The organism is Planctomycetota bacterium, from assembly GCA_035384565.1.
Classification (GTDB): domain Bacteria; phylum Planctomycetota; class PUPC01; order DSUN01; family DSUN01; genus DAOOIT01.
The window spans coordinates 177,090-192,456 of the sequence record DAOOIT010000003.1 but is presented as its reverse complement, the minus strand read 5'-3'; the positions used below and the strand labels follow the sequence as shown (position 1 = coordinate 192,456).

Annotated in this window: 11 protein-coding genes, 1 tRNA gene and 1 pseudogene; 12 read left to right on the top strand and 1 reads right to left on the bottom strand. The window is 71.4% G+C overall.

What is annotated here, in order from left to right; translation table 11 throughout:
- Nucleotide 1: 1 nt before the first annotated feature.
- Nucleotides 2–77 (bottom strand) — tRNA-Thr (locus PLE19_02340).
- Between the two features lie 212 nt (nt 78–289).
- Here PLE19_02340 and PLE19_02335 point away from each other — a divergent pair.
- From PLE19_02335 to PLE19_02280, 12 genes and pseudogenes are all read left to right on the top strand, one after another.
- Nucleotides 290–706 (top strand): annotated as a pseudogene (locus PLE19_02335) (PTS sugar transporter subunit IIA).
- 57 nt (nt 707–763) lie between these two features.
- Nucleotides 764–1,894, top strand: coding sequence for an NAD/NADP octopine/nopaline dehydrogenase family protein (locus tag PLE19_02330; protein HPD13758.1), 1,131 nt, complete (start codon nt 764–766; stop codon nt 1,892–1,894).
- A gap of 13 nt (nt 1,895–1,907) precedes the next feature.
- Nucleotides 1,908–3,767 (top strand): cobalamin-binding protein, encoded by a 1,860-nt coding sequence (locus tag PLE19_02325; protein HPD13757.1) that lies wholly within the window; start codon nt 1,908–1,910, stop codon nt 3,765–3,767.
- A 12-nt stretch (nt 3,768–3,779) separates the two neighbouring features.
- Nucleotides 3,780–5,039 carry a mechanosensitive ion channel family protein gene (locus PLE19_02320; protein HPD13756.1) on the top strand — a complete coding sequence of 420 codons (1,260 nt, stop codon included), beginning with the start codon at nt 3,780–3,782 and terminating at the stop codon, nt 5,037–5,039.
- Between the two features lie 14 nt (nt 5,040–5,053).
- Nucleotides 5,054–6,247 carry an alanine racemase gene (alr, locus tag PLE19_02315; protein HPD13755.1) on the top strand — a complete coding sequence of 398 codons (1,194 nt, stop codon included), beginning with the start codon at nt 5,054–5,056 and terminating at the stop codon, nt 6,245–6,247.
- Nucleotides 6,248–6,342: 95 nt separating this feature from the next.
- Nucleotides 6,343–7,089, top strand: coding sequence for a DUF4405 domain-containing protein (locus tag PLE19_02310; GenBank protein HPD13754.1), 747 nt, complete (start codon nt 6,343–6,345; stop codon nt 7,087–7,089).
- A 94-nt stretch (nt 7,090–7,183) separates the two neighbouring features.
- Nucleotides 7,184–7,579, top strand: coding sequence for a MerR family transcriptional regulator (locus PLE19_02305; protein HPD13753.1), 396 nt, complete (start codon nt 7,184–7,186; stop codon nt 7,577–7,579).
- A gap of 36 nt (nt 7,580–7,615) precedes the next feature.
- A complete protein-coding gene (gene ilvC / locus PLE19_02300; protein ID HPD13752.1) occupies nt 7,616–8,716 on the top strand; it encodes a ketol-acid reductoisomerase in 1,101 nt (366 codons plus the stop codon).
- A 169-nt stretch (nt 8,717–8,885) separates the two neighbouring features.
- Nucleotides 8,886–10,250, top strand: coding sequence for a Gfo/Idh/MocA family oxidoreductase (locus PLE19_02295; GenBank protein ID HPD13751.1), 1,365 nt, complete (start codon nt 8,886–8,888; stop codon nt 10,248–10,250).
- Between the two features lie 45 nt (nt 10,251–10,295).
- A complete protein-coding gene (locus tag PLE19_02290; protein ID HPD13750.1) occupies nt 10,296–12,266 on the top strand; it encodes a DcrB-related protein in 1,971 nt (656 codons plus the stop codon).
- Nucleotides 12,263–13,105 carry a hypothetical protein gene (locus PLE19_02285; protein HPD13749.1) on the top strand — a complete coding sequence of 281 codons (843 nt, stop codon included), beginning with the start codon at nt 12,263–12,265 and terminating at the stop codon, nt 13,103–13,105. Before PLE19_02290 ends, PLE19_02285 begins: the two co-directional genes overlap by 4 nt.
- A 45-nt stretch (nt 13,106–13,150) precedes the next feature.
- Nucleotides 13,151–15,244 carry a DUF748 domain-containing protein gene (locus PLE19_02280; GenBank protein HPD13748.1) on the top strand — a complete coding sequence of 698 codons (2,094 nt, stop codon included), beginning with the start codon at nt 13,151–13,153 and terminating at the stop codon, nt 15,242–15,244.
- Nucleotides 15,245–15,367 lie beyond the last annotated feature (123 nt).

Genomic DNA, 15,367 nt, shown 5'->3' with positions numbered 1-15,367 from the left:
GTGGAGCCCGAGATCGGAGTTGAACCGATAACCTCAGCTTTACGAAAGCCGTGCTCTGCCGATTGAGCTACTCGGGCACGCGCACCGACGCCCCTCATTTATACCCGAATTCGCCGTCCACTGCAAGCCAAGCTTGACCGGCGCTCCCGGATGGGGTAGGATAGAGGAAATTCCTCGCGCATCGCAGCAGGCCGGTGTGTGAGACTGTGACCCAGTGCTCGTGGCTGCGAGTCCGTCCCTAGGGCCAGCGCCCCGAGGCCAGGAGGAGGCGCCCATGCAACTCACCGGGATGCTACTCCCCGGCGCCGTGATCCCGGGCCTCGCCGCCGAGAGCGGCGAGGCGGCGGTGGCCCGCCTGGTCGAGGCCATCGCCCAGGAGAGGCCGGTGGACGTGCCTCTGGCCCTCCAGGCCGTGGCAGCCCGCGAGCGCAAGAGCCCCACGATCTTCCCTGTGGGCGCGCACCACGTGGCCGTGCCCCACGGGGCCACCGCGGCCTGCAAGCAGTTCCTCGTGGGCGTGGGTGTGTCGCCCGAGGGGGTGCCGTGGCGCTCGGCGCGCGGCCGCAGAGCCCACCTCGTGGTCGTCTTGCTCGGCCCGCCCGAGACCCACGGCCTCTACCTGCGCGTGCTCAGCCGCCTCGCCCGGCTGTGCGAGCGCGAGGGGTTCCTCAGCGGGCTGCTCGCCGCGGCCACGCCGCAGGAGGTCATCGGGTGCATCCGAGCGGCCGAGGAGCCGCTGGGCGATTTCGCCGCCGCCGAGGGGATGCCCTCCTTCTGCGTGGCCGGCGCGGGCCACGGCGGCATGGCCATGGCCGCCCACCTGGCCCTCACGGGCTGCAAGGTGACGCTGTTCAACCGCACCCGAGAGCGGATCGAACCCGTGCGCGAGCGCGGCGGGCTGGACGTGACGGGCGAGGTCGAGGGCTTCGCCGCGCTGCACGGCGTCACCGACGACCCCGCCGAGGCCGTGAGCGAGGCCGACGTCCTCATGGTCGTGGTGCCGGCCTTCGCCCACCGCGGCATGGTGGAACTGCTGGCCCCGCACGTGAAGGACGGCCAGATTCTCGTGCTCAACCCCGGCCGCACGGGGGGCGCCCTGGAGGCGGCCCAGGTGTTCCGCGAGCGCAACCCCGCCGTCCGCCCCTTCATCGCCGAGGCCCAGACGCTGCTCTACGCCGCCCGAGTGACCAATCCCGGCCAGGTGCGCATCTTCGGCATCAAGAACTCCGTGCCCCTGGCCACCCTGCCCTCGTACCAGGTGGCCGACGTCTTGCCCGTGATCCGCAAGGCCCTCCCCCAGTTCGTGCCGGGCGACAACGTGCTCAAGACCAGCCTCGACAACATCGGCGCCGTCTTCCACCCGGCCATCACCGTCCTCAATGCCGCGCGCATCGAGGACACCCACGGCGACTTCGAGTACTACGTCGAGGGCGTCACCCCGGCCGTGGCCGCCGTGCTCGAGGCGGTGGACCGCGAGCGGGTGGAGGTGGCCGCCGCGCTCGGCATCCGCGCCAACACGGCGCGCGAGTGGCTTTACCTGGCCTACGACGCGGCCGGCAAGACCCTGCTGGACGCCATGCGCGCCAACACCGGCTACGGCGGCATCAAGGCCCCCGGCACCGTCCAGCACCGCTACATCAGCGAGGACGTGCCGTTCAGCCTGGTGCCCATCGCGGCCATCGGCGAGATGTTCGGGGTGCCCACCCCGGCCATCCGCGCCGTCATCACGCTCGCCTCGATCATGCACGGCGCCGACTACTGGGCCGAGGGGCGCACCGTGGACCGCCTGGGCATCCGAGGCATGTCAGTTAGGGACCTGCGGTTTTACGTCGTCGGCGCCGGGCCGGCTGAGCCGCTCAACGCCCCCGGGCAACCCAGCCTGGGCGACTTCTGATCGAGAGGGCGCCATGCCTCCTGCCGCGACACGCGACGACCGCTTCGGCCTCCTGCGGCCCGCCCTCGATGCCCACACCCTGGGCATCGCGGCCGTGGCCCAGGCCCTGGCCGACTGCGGCCACGCGGCCGAGAGCGCCCCTGCCGCCGCCTGCGAGGCGGCGGGCCGGCCCGGCGACCCGGCCGCGTTCGCCGCCATCGAGCGCTGGCTGCGCGACCGCCGCATCACGGTCCTCGGCTTCAGCTACCGCCTCGACCCGCACGACGGCGCGGCCCTCTTCGGCCGCCTCGTCGTGCGGCTCAAGGACCGGCGCCTCCTGGCCGCCCAGGGCGGGCCGCTCAAGGCCCTCTACTTCGCCGGGCTGCCCCAGGCCTGCGAACTGGTGCGCCGCACCGTGCCCGAGGCCACCGCCACCTTCTGCGGCGACGAGACGCCGGCCGAGACCCTCCGCCTCCTGGGCGTGGACGCCTCGCGCCTCCCTCACGCGCTGGCCGAGGGCATGGCCTACGACGAGGCGCGCCTCGCCTTCGGCCGCGACCTGGTGCGCAAGGCCGATTACCGGGCCGTCCGCCCCGTGGACCGCAGCGGCTACGACGGCTTCGGCACGGAGGCCGACACGCTGGTGGCCCGCGTGGATCACGGCCTCGCCCGCCGGCTGCCGCCGGTCGTGAGGGCGCACGTGGGCCCCTACCTGCCGGACCGCGCCGAGGCCGTGCGGCAGTTCCTCGACTGGACCCGCCAGCTCGCCTCGGCGGGGCTGCTCGACGTGTTGTCCATCGGCACCTCGCAGCTCACACAAGAAGCGTTCGGGGACGACTGGGGCGGCCGCCCCAACGGCGGCGGCGTGCCGCTCAACTCGCCCGACGAGTTCGCCGCCGTCTGGCGCGCCGCCCGGCCCATGCTCGTGCGCACCTATGCCGGCACGCGCGACATCCCGGACCTCGCGCGGATGTACGAGGAGACGATCCACACCGCCTGGCACGCGCTCTCGCTCTGGTGGTTCTGCCAAGTGGACGGGCGCGGCCCCTATCCCGTGCGCCAGAACCTCGAGCAGCACGTCGAGACCCTGCGCGTGATCGCCGCGGCCGGCAAGCCCTACGAGCCCAACGTGTCGCACCACTTCGCCTTCCGCGGGGCCGACGACGTCACCTACGTCGTCGCCGCCGTGCTGGCGGCCCGAACGGCGAAGGCCCTGGGCATTCGCACCCTGGTGCTCCAGGCCATGCTCAACACGCCCAAGGCCACCTGGGGCGTGCAAGACCTGGCCAAGGCCCGCGCCCTGCTCGCCCTCGCCCGCGAACTCGAGGACGGCCGCTTCCGCGTCCTGCTTCAGCCCCGCGGCGGACTCGACTACTTCTCGCACGACCTCGAGCGCGCCAAGGCCCAGCTCGCGGCGGTGACGGCGCTGATGGACGACATCGAGCCCCACGACCCCGCGAGCCCGCCCATCATTCACGTGGTGAGTTACTCCGAGGCGTCGCATCTGGCCGACCCGTCCGTGGTCAACGAGAGCATCCAGATCATGCGCCACGCCCTCGCCGAGTACCGCCGCCTGCGCGCGAAGGGCGACGTGGACGATATGGCCGGCCACCCCGAGGTGGCGAGCCGCACGGCGGCCCTGCTGGCCGAGAGCCGCACCGTGCTTCGGGCCATTGAAGCTGCGGTGTCGAATCCGTACACTGCGCAGGGCCTCTACCGCGCCTTCGCCCTCGGCTTCCTGCCTGCGCCCTACCTGTGGGCGTGCCGGGACGAGTTCCGCGAGGCCCTGCGCTGGCCCACGCGCCTGGTGCACGGCGCGGTGAAGGTGGTGGATGACCAGGGCGAGCCCCTCGCCGCCGACGAGCGCGTGCGGCGGATCGTGGGGGCCGGGTGACAGGAGACGCCTTTGACCTCCCAACACAAGCTCACAGGGCGCCGCTGGATCCCAGCAGCAGCGAAGACGGGGGCCGCGGCCCTCGCCGCTCTTGGCGCGCGGGCCGCCCGGGCCCAGGAGGCGGCGCCGGCGGCCGCCACGCTGAACCTTTCCCCGCTGGCAAGAGGCTGGATCTCGTTCGGCATCTGGCTCGCGGGCGCCCTGGTGGCCTCCAAGGTGGTCCACTGGGTGTGGGACCACGCGCTCCTGCCCATCGCGCGCCGCACGAAGACGACGCTGGACGTGGGCATCCTGGAGGCCACGCGCGGCCCGATGCGGTGGGTCACGTTCCTGGCCCTCACCGAGATGGGCGCGAAGATGAGCTTCCGCGGCCTGCCCCCCGTCACCGACCATCCCGCCTGGGGCCTCTTCCAGGGCGCGCTCTACATCGCGCTCGTGCTCGGCATCACGGGCCTGGCCTACGGCGTGGCGCATGCGGTGATGGACTGGTACAGCCACGACGTGGCCGCCAGGACCAAGGCCCATGTGGACAGCCAGTTCCTCGTCCTCTTCCGCAAGCTGGCGAAGTTCGTGTTCTTCTTCATCGCCGCCACGGTGGTGTTCGACCACTTCGGCGTGCAGATCACGGGCCTACTGGCCACGGCGGGCGTGATGTCGCTGGCGGTGGCCTTCGCGGCCCAGGAGACCATCGCCAACATGATCGCCGGCTTCGTGCTCATGATTGACCGCCCGTTCAAGCCCGGCGACCGCATTCAGTTCGGCAGCGGGCAGACGGGCGACGTGCTGGACATCGGCCTGCGCAGCACCCGCGTGCTGTCGTTCGACCACACGGTGATCACCGTGCCGAACGCCGAGATCGCCAAGGCGCAGATCGTGAACTTCAGCGCGCCCGACCCCCAGTTCAAGATCCGCGCCCCCCTGGGCGTGGCCTACGGCACCGACTTGCGCAAGGCCAAGGCCGTCCTGCTCGACGTGTTGAACGCGCACCCCGAGGTGCGGCGCGAGCCGGCGCCGCCCGCCGTGTTCTTCACGGGCTTCGGCGAGTCGGCGCTCGAGCTCATGCTGGTCTACTGGGTAAACGATTACCACGACCAGTTCCGCATCCGCGACGAGGTGAACATGGCGATCAAGGACCGTTTCGAGGCCGAGGGCATCGAGGTCCCGTTCCCACAGCGCAGCCTGCACATCCGCTCGGCGGTCGAACTGCCCCTGGCACGCGAAGCGCGCCGACCTTCCGCGGATTCCGAACCCGCGGGAGGTTCGCAGGCCTGACGGAAGGAATCGCCGTGGAGAGCTACCTTACCGCCGAGATCTCCGCTGCGGCGCTGCGGCACAACCTCCAGATGCTGCGTCGGCGCCTCGCGCCCGGCGTGAAGCTGTGCGTCGCCGCAAAGGCCAACGCCTACGGGCACGGCCTCCAACTGGTGCTCGATGTGCTGGCCGAGCAGGCCGACGTGCTGGGCGTGGCCACGCCCCAGGAGGCGGTGAGCCTGCGCCACCGCGGCTTCCGCAAGCCGATCCTCCTGTTCTTCTCGGCCTGCGCCTACGGCGAGGGGGCCGAACTGCGCGACGCCCTGGCTCAGCTCGTGGCCAACGACGTGTGGCTCACGCTGACCGCGCCCGCCGAGGTGCGCCTCGTGGCCGAGGCGGCCCGCCACGTGAACGCCCGGGCCGCCGTGCACGTGAAGGTGGACAGCGGCATGGGCCGCTCGGGCGTGCCGGCGGCCCAGGTCCCGGCGCTGGCCGAGCGCGTGCGCGCCGAGCCGAGCCTCGAGCTGGCGGGCCTCTACACCCACTTCGCCCTGGCCGACGCCGCCGACAAGGCCCACACCCTCGAGCAACTGGCCTGTTTCCGCCGGGCGATTGCGGATTGCGGGCTGCGAATGGCGGGGCACAGGGATCCGAGAGCCGAAATCCGAAATGCGAAATCGCCGCTCCTTCACGCCGCAAACTCCGCCGCCCTTGTGGACCTCCCCGAGACCCATCTGGAGATGGTCCGGCCCGGCATCGCCGTCTACGGATACCAGCCGTCGGACGAGATGCACGTGCGTCTGCCGCTCCAGCCGTGCCTGCGTCTGACGGGCCGCCTGATGCAGGTGCGCCCGATGCCGGCCGGCAGCCGCTGCGGCTATGGCCTGCGCCACACCTTCGAGCGCGATAGCCGCGTGGGCCTCGTGCCCGTGGGTTACGCCGACGGCTACCTCCGCTGCCTCACGAACAAGACGGTGATGCGCGTGCGCGGCCAGCTCGTGCCCGCCCGCGGCACCATTTCGATGGACCAGACGATCGTGGACCTGACCGACGTGCCCTCGGCCGCCGTGGGCGATGAGGTCGAAATCATCTCGCCCGATCCCGCGGACCCGCACAGCGTCGAGAACCTCGCCCGCCTGGCGGGCACCATCCCCTACGAGATCACGTGCCGCCTGGGCGACCGCGTGCGCCGCAGGCTCGTCGAGTCTTTCGCCTCGCGGCGGCCCTAGGCGCCGCCCCAGGCTGTGGTATACTGGAATGGGCGTCGGGACGCATCGGGCGTCCGCGGCGCGTGGCACCCCACTCTCTGGCCGGGAGAGCGCGCATGCCGAAGAACAAGCTGCACCTGGTTGTGAACGTGCTGGCGTATCTTGCGATGGTCGGTCTGGCGGCGACCGGGCTGATCCTGTACTACCGTCTGCCCCCAGGCTCGGGCAGCATGGGCATCCTGGGCTACTCGCGCCACCAGTGGGGCACGGTGCACTTCTACCTGGCCCTGAGCCTCGTGGGGCTCGTGACGCTGCACGTCGCGCTCCACTGGAAGTGGGTCACCAACACGTTCGGGTCGCTCACGCGGCCGCGTGCGGTGAGAAAGGCCGGCGCGGGAGCGGGCGGCGCCTTGCTCCTCCTCGCGCTCGGCCTGGCGGGCGTCGGCGCGATCGCCGCCCCCTGGCTCCTCCCCGTCGGGGCGGGGACGGCGTGCGACCACGAGGGCGAGGGCGGCAAGGGCAAGGGCTACCGAGGGGGCAAGGCCGCGTCGGCCTGCGACACCTGCACCGATGGCCTCTGCCCCACCACGGCCACGATGCCCGAGGCCGCGCCGGCGCCCAGGACGGGCGCATCCGGCCCCGAGCACGGGCCGGGCGGCATCAAGGGCTCGACCACCCTGGCCGAGGTGGCCGCGGAGGCGGGCGTGCCCTTCGAGCGCATCGTGGCCGAACTCAAGCTGCCCGCCGGCACGCCGTCCGCCGCCACCCTGGGGCGCCTGCGCCAGCAGCACGGCTTCAGCATGCAGGACATTCGGGCGCTCGTGACGCGCCTGAAGCAGGAGAGGGCGGGCGCGGCCCAGTAGCCTGTCCGGTCCCGCAAAAGATCACCTTGACGCAAACGTTAAGTTCTGCTATGATGCTCCCCGGCTCCTGAGAGCCGGCCGGAGGTCCGAGCGCGTGCCGAGCAAACCCATGAAGATCGGCGAGGCGGCCGCCCAGGCAGGGGTGACGGCGCGCACGCTGCGCTACTATGAGGAGCTGGGCCTCATCGAGGCGATCAAGCACGGCGCGCAGCGCGCGTACACGCCCTTCCACGTCACGCTGGTCCAGCACATCGCGCAGCTCAGGCAGCTCGGCTTCTCGCTCGAGGAGATCCGGCAGATCATGGCGCTCAAGCGCGTGCTGCTCGGCCCCGAGGGCGAGGCGCGCGAGCCGCACGGCCGCCTGCCGCTCCCCCGCGCCCAGGTGCGCGCCCTTCAGGAGAAGACGGCGCGCCTCAAGGCGGCTATCGCCGAGCAGCAGGGGCTGCTCCAACGCCTCGAGGCCTTCCTCCAGCGTTCCGTGGCCCGGTAGGCCCGCCGCCGCGTCCCTTTGCACAGGAGGTCGAGAATGGCGAAGATCAAGTTCGGCAACGTGGTGGAAGAGGTGGTGACGCGCCAGGAGTTCCCGCTCGCCAAGGCGCGCCAGATCCTCCAGAAGGAAACCATCGCCGTCATCGGCTACGGCGTGCAGGGCCCCGCGCAGGCCCTCAACATGCGCGACAACGGCATCAGGAACATCGTGATCGGCCAGAGCCCGAAGTTCAAGAAGGACTGGGATCGCGCGGTGGCCGACGGCTGGAAGCCGGGCAAGGACCTCTTCGACATCGAGGAGGCGGCGGCGAAGGGCACGATCATCAAGTTCCTGGTCAGCGACGCGGCCATGCTCAAGGTGTGGCCCATCATCAAGCCGCACCTCACGGCCGGCAAAGCCCTGTACTTCAGCCACGGCTTCGGCCTCACCTACAAGGACCAGACCGGCGTGGTGCCGCCGAAGGACGTGGACGTGATCCTCGTGGCCCCCAAGGGCTCGGGCACCAGCGTGCGGCGCAACTTCCTCAGCGGCGCCGGCATCAACTCCAGCTTCGCCATCGAGCAGGACGCCACCGGCCGCGCCCGCGACCGCGTGCTGGCCATCGGCATCGCCATCGGCTCGGGCTTCCTCTTCCCCACCACGTTCAAGAAGGAGGTCTACAGCGACCTCACGGGCGAGCGCGGCATCCTGATGGGCGCGCTGGCCGGCGTGATGGAGGCCCAGTACGACGAGCTGCGCCGCCGCGGCCACGACCCGTCCGAGGCCTTCAACGAGACCGTCGAGGAACTCACCCAGAGCCTCATCCGCCTGGTGGACGAGAACGGCATGGAGTGGATGTATGCGAACTGCTCAAGCACGGCGCAGCGCGGCGCGCTCGACTGGGCGCCGAAGTTCAAGAAGGCCGTCGCCCCTCTCTTCAAGCAGCTCTACGAGAGCGTGAAGAACGGCACCGAGACGCGCCGCGTGATCAAGTGCCTGGGCCGCCCCGACTACCAGGAGATCCTGCACAAGGAGCTCGAGGCCCTGGGCAACAAGGAAATCTGGCAGGCCGGCCGCGCCGTGCGCGCCCTGCGCCCCTGCGAGGGCGTCAAGAAGGGCGCGGCCAAGGCCAAGGGCGTCAAAGGCCGCGCCGTGTGACACGGCATCCGCTTCCAGCTTCTCCAAGGGCCCCGTGGGGCACTCGCCCCGCGGGGCCTTTGCATGGGGCTTGCAATCCGAGCGGCGCGCGCTATCATTGTGTGCGCGCCCGGCGCCTGAAGCGCTGTGCGGCGTCTTTCCGCATGCGCTGCGTCACAAGGAGGCCCCAATGTCCGAGCAAATCTCGCGTCGCACCTTCTTCCAGGGCACGGCGGCCGGGCTGGCCGCCACGATTCTCGCCCGCAACGTCTTCGGCGCCAATGACAAGCTGTGCCACGCCGCCATCGGCTCGGGCGGCATGGGCGGCGGCGACCTGGGCGCGATCAAAGGCCACCCCAAGGCCCAGATCGTCGCCTTGTGCGACGTGGATGCCAACACGCTGAAGGCCGCGGCGGCCAAGTACGTCGGCGCCCGCACCTACGCCGACTGGCGCGAGATGCTCGACAAGGAAGGCGACCAGATCGACTCGGTGAACGTCTCCACGCCCGACCACACCCACGCCCCGGCCACGATGACCGCGCTGCGGAAGAAGAAGCACGTCTACTGCCAGAAGCCCCTGACGCACGACGTCTACGAGAGCCGCCAGATCGCCGCCGCGGCCAAGGCCGCGGGCGTCACAACCCAGCTCGGCACCCAGGCCGCCAGCGGCATCGGCGACCGCATGGCCGTGGCCTTCCTCCGCCAGGGCGTCATCGGCAAGGCCAAACGCGCCATCCTGTGCTCCAACCGCCCCGGCGCCATCGAGCACTATCGCCTCAAGGGGCCCAGGCCGCCCCAGGGCGAGACGCCTCCCCCCCACCTGAGCTGGGACCTCTGGCTCGGCACCGCGCCCGAGCGCCCCTATGCCGGCGGCGGAATCTACCACCCGGTCCGCTGGCGCGCCTGGCAGGACTTCGGCACCGGCTGGTCGGGCGACATCGGCTGCCACATCTTCGACGCCGTCTGGAAGGGCCTCCGCCTCACCGCGCCCAAGACCGTCACCGCCGAAGTCCAGAAGTCCTGGCTCGAGAGCCCCGAGCGCCGCGCCGACACCTGGCCCCAGGGCGACCACATCACCTGGGTGTTCCCCGCCAGCGAGGCCACCGAGGGCGACCTCACGCTCGAGTGGTTCGACGGCGAGTTCTACCCGCCCGACGACGTGCAGAAGCTCGCGGGCTTCGAGGCCGGCAAGCCGGGCTACCCGCCCGAGTCGGCCATGGTCATCGGCACCGAGGGCGCGCTCCTGCTCCAGCACGGCGCCGGCCCGCAGCTCTTCCCCAAGGAGAAATTCGCCAAGATCGAGCGGCCCAAGCTCCCCGGCCGCGATCACTACCACCACTTCGTGGATGCCTGCCTCGGCGGCGAGCCGACCGAGAGCCACTTCATGCAGGTCGGCCCCATGGCCGAGGCCATCCTGCTCGGCACCGTGGCCATCCGCGTGCCGAACACGCTGCTCGAGTGGGATGCCGCCAACCTCAAGGTCACCAACAGCGACGAGGCGCAGCGCCTCCTGCGCCGCACCTATCGCAAGGGCTGGGAGGTGGAGGGACTGTAGACTCCGCGGCGGACCCGCCTCCGGGACGCGGGAAAGGAGGGCACGATGAGGTTGTGCAGGTTGGCGTCTGTGTGGGTGGGCGTCGCGGCGTTCTCTTGCACAGCGCTCGGGGGGGCAAGCAAGCAGGTGACGGACCCCGAGGGCGTGTGGCGGGTGTCGGCGCCGTCGGACTGGACGACGCAGAGCGCGGGCCGGATGACCATGGTGTCGTCGCCCAACTCGCGGGCCAACGTAGTGATCTTCGCCGGCCCGCTCGAGCCGGGCACCGCCGAGCAGTGGCTCCAGTCTCTGGCCGCTGTCCTCCAGCAGCAGGTGCCCGGGTGGAAGCTCGTCGGCTCGGAGCCGCTCACCGTGTCGGGCCGCCCGGCGCTGCTCGCCTCAGCCACGAGCGCGACGCAGGGCGTGCCGATGCACGCCTACTATCTTCTCCTGAAGAGCGAACGCCACCAGGTGATGCTCTCGTGCAACTGCCCGCAGGCGGAGCTGGCGGCGTATCAGGACACGTTCGCTCGTCTCATGGCAAGCCTGCAAGTGCCCGCCGGGGCGGGTTCCGCGCCGGCGCCCTCGCCGGCGCCGCGCCCCGTCCCCGTGCCGCCGCCCAGCACGCAGGCCGTGCGGTGGGAGAACTACGTCTCCAAGCACCTCACCTTCACCCTCCTGAAGCCCGCGGGGTGGAGCGTGGACGAGTTCTGGCAACAGGACCCGCCGGCGTGGGCGTTCACCGTGGTCGCCCCGAACGGCCTCTATGAGGTCGCCAACTTCCACGGCGCGGTGCCCGTAGCCAACGACGGCCTGGCGGCGGCGCGGTGGTTCGTGGCCGACCTGTCGCAACGCACGGTCAACCTCCAGCTCGCTCCCACCGCGCGCTGCCGCACCGCCGGCAAGAAGATGACCTTGGTGTTCGACGGCACCTACGTCGCCCGCAACGGCCAGAAGCGCCAGTTGCGCTGCCTGGTGTCGGCCGGCGAAGGGCTGTTGCTCACGCAGCGCCTCGACGCGCCCGACGGGCAACTGGCGCAGATCGCGCCCGTGCTGCTCCAGACCCTCGCCAACCTGCGCGTGGCCAAGAACGTCTTCGCTTTCGACGAGGGCAGCGTGGCAGCCGCCCGGCAGGCGGGCCCGCAACCCGTCCAGGTGCCGCCCTTTGTCCCGCGCGCCCTGGCCGGCGGCTGGGGCGGCTACACGGCGCCCGCGAACTGGCAACAGGTGGACCTCGGCAAGGGCCAGGTGATCGCCTGCGACCCCACGCAACAGGCCTACTTCGTTGCGGCCACCTGCGATTTCATGACCCCTCGCTATGCGCATCTCGTGCGCCTGCCGGGGATGCTCGTGTCGGACTTCTGCCGCCCGCACCAGGCGCTGGCCACGGCCTGCGTCAAGCAGGGCCACGGCACCAACTTCCGCTTCGAGGTCACCGACCGCCCCGACCTCGTGCAGCAGATGCGCGCGGGCATCACCGGCGGCCGCCCGTGCAGCGTCGAGCACTTCGTCTACACCTTCAACCGCCAGGGCACGCCCTACAAGGGCTTTTCGCTCGGCTGGTGCGTGGGGAACTACATGGACGCCGGCTTCGGCCTCGGCCACCTCACCATCTGGGCCCCCGCCGCCCAGTTCGACGCCTGGCTCCCCGTGCTCGCGCAGGTCATGACCTCGTACCGCCTCAACCAGGAGAAGGTGGGCGAGTACATCGCCGACGGGCTGCGGAGGTACTACGAGGGCATCCGCCGCGTGAGCGCGCAGATCGCCGCCAACTCCGAGCAGATGCGCCGCGAGAACCTCGCACTGCACATGGAGCGCGGGCGCGTGCAGGATTACACGTCGTACCTCACCACCCGCATGATCATGGGCGAGTACGACTACCTCGCCGGGGCCTCCGGCTACGTGCGCGGCGACCCCTCGGGCCTCTACACGGCCGACGGCAACCGCATCACCAGCGAGCCGTACGGCGAGAGCGTCACGCGGCACATGCAGGAGATCAACACCCGCCAACTCTTCGAACAGGTGCGACCTCGATGAACACGTCCCCGCCCCTCCCCTCGATTCGCCTGGGCAAGCACACCGTGAGCCGGCTCGTCGTCGGCGCCAACCCCATCCTCGGCTACTCGTACATGGGCGGCCTCGTGAGCCGCTTCATGCACGAGTACTTCACCCTCGACCGCACGGTCGCGCTGATCGCGCACTGCATGGACCTGGGGATCAACACCTGGCAAACGTCCTGGCACGAGAAGATCGGCCAGGCCCTCAGCCGCCTGCGCGACGCGGGCCGCGACATCCAGTGGATCTTCCTGGCCAACACGCCCCACACCGAGGACGCCAAGGCCCTCGAAGACACCGTGAAGCGCTACCGGCCCATCGCCGTGGTCCACCACGGCGGCGTCACGGACCGCCTCTGGCGCGAGGGCAAGATCCACCAGGTGCGCGACTTCACGAAGCGGGTGAAGGACCTGGGCGTGCTCGCCGGCACGTCGGCCCACAATCCTGAGGTCCTCTGCTACGCGGAGGACAGCGGGTGGGACCTCGACCTCTACATGGCCTGCTTCTACCGCCTCACGCGCACGCCCGAGGAGCTGCACGCCATGCTGGGCGAGGTGCCGCTCTGGGGCGAGTTCCTGCCCAGCGACCCGGTGCGCATGTGCGAGGTGATCCGTGCGGTCAAGCGCCCGTGCCTAGCCTTCAAGATCCTCGGTGGCGGCCGCCTGGCCGAGCGCCCCGAGCAGACCGAGCGCGCCTACGAATTCGCCTTCCGCAACCTCAAGGCCACCGACGGCGTGATCGTGGGCTTCTTCCCGCGCTTCGGCGACCACGCGGCCGAGGGCGCGGCCCTCACCCGCCGCTTCGGCGCCTCGAGCGGCTGAACCGCGTCGCCCACGGCACGCACAACCCTGAGCAGCCAGAAGCCAGTGTCAAGCGCCAATGCACCGAACCAGGGGCCGGCCAGAGCCAGCGCGCGGCGCGCGTTGCGCCTCGCCGCAGCCGCCCTGGTGCTCCTGATTGCGGGGGCACTGCTGGTGCCGCCCCTCTTGCCCGAGGCGTTCGTCGGGCGCCTGGTCGCGGGCCGGCTGGCGGCGGCCCTCGGGCGCGAGGTGCGCGTCGAAGGGGCGCGCCTCAGCCTGCTCTCCGGCATCCAGGCGCGCAGCATCACGGTCCAGGAGCGCCCGGGCTTCGGCAACGGCCCCTTCGCACGAATCCCTGAGTTGCACGCGACGCTTGGCGGGGCCAGCGTCCTCGTGGGCGACGGCGCCGAAATCCTCCTCGTGCGCGACCGGCACGGGCGCCTGAACACCCAGGACCTCGCGGAGCGCCCGCCTGAGGCCACCCGCCTCGGCCGCCTGGCGGCCTCGAATGTGCGTGTGCGCTACACCGACCTCGGCAGCGGCGGCGCGGCTTCGCTTACCCTCACCAACGTGGCCATCGGCCCCCTCGAGGGGCACAAGCGCGCCGTGCGCATCGGGGCGCGCGTGACCACGGGCGGCGCCGCGATTGTCGCGGGCGACATCTATCTCACGCCCGAGCCCGAGGCCTTTGACCATGCGCGGTTCGACGTGGCCGTGCACTCGCTCGCCCTGGGCCCGCTCGCCGCCGCGCTGATGCCGCAGCGCCCGCTGCCCGCTGCCTTGCGCGGCGCGGCTCTGGATGCGGACCTCGACCTCGACCTGCGCACCCAGCGGCTGGTGCGGGGCACGGCGCGGCTGCACCTCACGGGCCTGCCCGAGGCGCCGCCACTGGGCTTCGTGGGGCCGACCCGGGCGCTCGCGGCGACCCTCACGGGCGAACTCTCGGCACTCCACCCGCACTTCGACCTCACGGCGGCCTCCGCGCCGGGCGATGGCGTGCGTTTGGTTGCCTCGCTCAAGCAGATGGTGGCGGACGGCAGCGAGCCGTCGTTCCACATGGGCAACTACATGCTCGATGCCACCGTGACTGCCGCGGCCGATCTGGCCCGCGGCGGCCTGCCGGGCACGCGCCTGGCCGCCGGCCGGGCCTCGCTCGAGGCCACACTCCACGGCAACCTGGATGCGGCCACCGTGGCCGTGCGCGGCAGACTCGACGGGGCGGAGGCCCGGCTCGACCCCGATTCGAGCCTCCCCGTACCCCCGATAAGCTTCGACCTCGACGGGCGGTTCTCCCTCGCGGACCTCTCGGCCGAGCTGTCGCGCTGCGTGCTGAGCACGGCCGGCCTGCGGTTCGAGGCGAGGGCCGAGGCCCGGCCTGCCGCGGGCCAGCGCGCGGCGATCGGCACCGATGGCCAACTCCCCGTGATGGCGGGCGGCTCGGCTCTGAGCGGCTGGGCAGACTTCGCGCAGTGGCCCGAGGGCCTGCGGGTGCTCGTCGGCCTCCCGCGCGATCGCCCGGCCGCCGGCCGCGTCGAGGCCGCCGCATGCGGCGTCCTGGACGGCGCCTGGCGCCACGACGCGCGCGTGGCGATGGACGGCGTGCCGCTCGACCAGGACGTGCTGGCGACCAGCCCCGTGCCGGTCCTCGGCATCCTCTATGCGATGGCGGGCGGCCGGCCCGAGGCGCTGGATTTCGTGGCGTCCCTGGATGCGGTCCTGGCCGCCGGTGGCCTGGCGCCCGACGACCTCGCCTCCACCCTGACGGGCGCGGGCGAGGCGTCGCTGGACCGGCTCCGCGTCGTGGGAGCCCCGTTGCTGCGCCTGCTTGCCGAGGCGAAGGGCAGGCCCGATATCCGCACCCTGGAGTTCGGCCGCTCGAGAGTCCCCTTCACCCTGGCAGGCGGGCAGGTGACGGCCACCGCCACGTTCCCCCACGGGGGCGGGGCGCTGGTGATCCGAGGGCACAGCACCCTCGACGGCGAGTTGCACTACAGCCTGTTCGTGCGGAAGCCGCGGGAGGTCGCCTTCATCCCCGCCGGCCTGGCCGATTACCTCGAGGCGGGCCTGCCCATCATGCACGTCGGGGGCACGGCGGAGGCGCCCAGTGCCCGAATCCCGATTGAGTCCATCCTGGCCTTTCGCCTCGGAAGGAGGCCGTGAGAGCTGTAAGTGATTATTCTCTAATGCCTTACGCCAGACACGCTCTGCGAGAGGCAAATGAGCGGGAGAAGTGGAACCGGTCGGGCGGCGGCGCGTCTAATGGTGGTGACAGGAGGAGGCCGC

Coding starts and splice junctions, on each gene's coding strand:
- ilvC (HPD13752.1), top strand. CDS start 7,616: ATGGCGAAGATCAAGTTCGGCAACGTGGTGGAAGAGGTGGTGACGCGC.
- PLE19_02295 (HPD13751.1), top strand. CDS start 8,886: ATGTCCGAGCAAATCTCGCGTCGCACCTTCTTCCAGGGCACGGCGGCC.
- PLE19_02310 (HPD13754.1), top strand. CDS start 6,343: ATGCCGAAGAACAAGCTGCACCTGGTTGTGAACGTGCTGGCGTATCTT.
- PLE19_02325 (HPD13757.1), top strand. CDS start 1,908: ATGCCTCCTGCCGCGACACGCGACGACCGCTTCGGCCTCCTGCGGCCC.
- PLE19_02330 (HPD13758.1), top strand. CDS start 764: ATGCCCTCCTTCTGCGTGGCCGGCGCGGGCCACGGCGGCATGGCCATG.
- PLE19_02290 (HPD13750.1), top strand. CDS start 10,296: ATGAGGTTGTGCAGGTTGGCGTCTGTGTGGGTGGGCGTCGCGGCGTTC.
- PLE19_02285 (HPD13749.1), top strand. CDS start 12,263: ATGAACACGTCCCCGCCCCTCCCCTCGATTCGCCTGGGCAAGCACACC.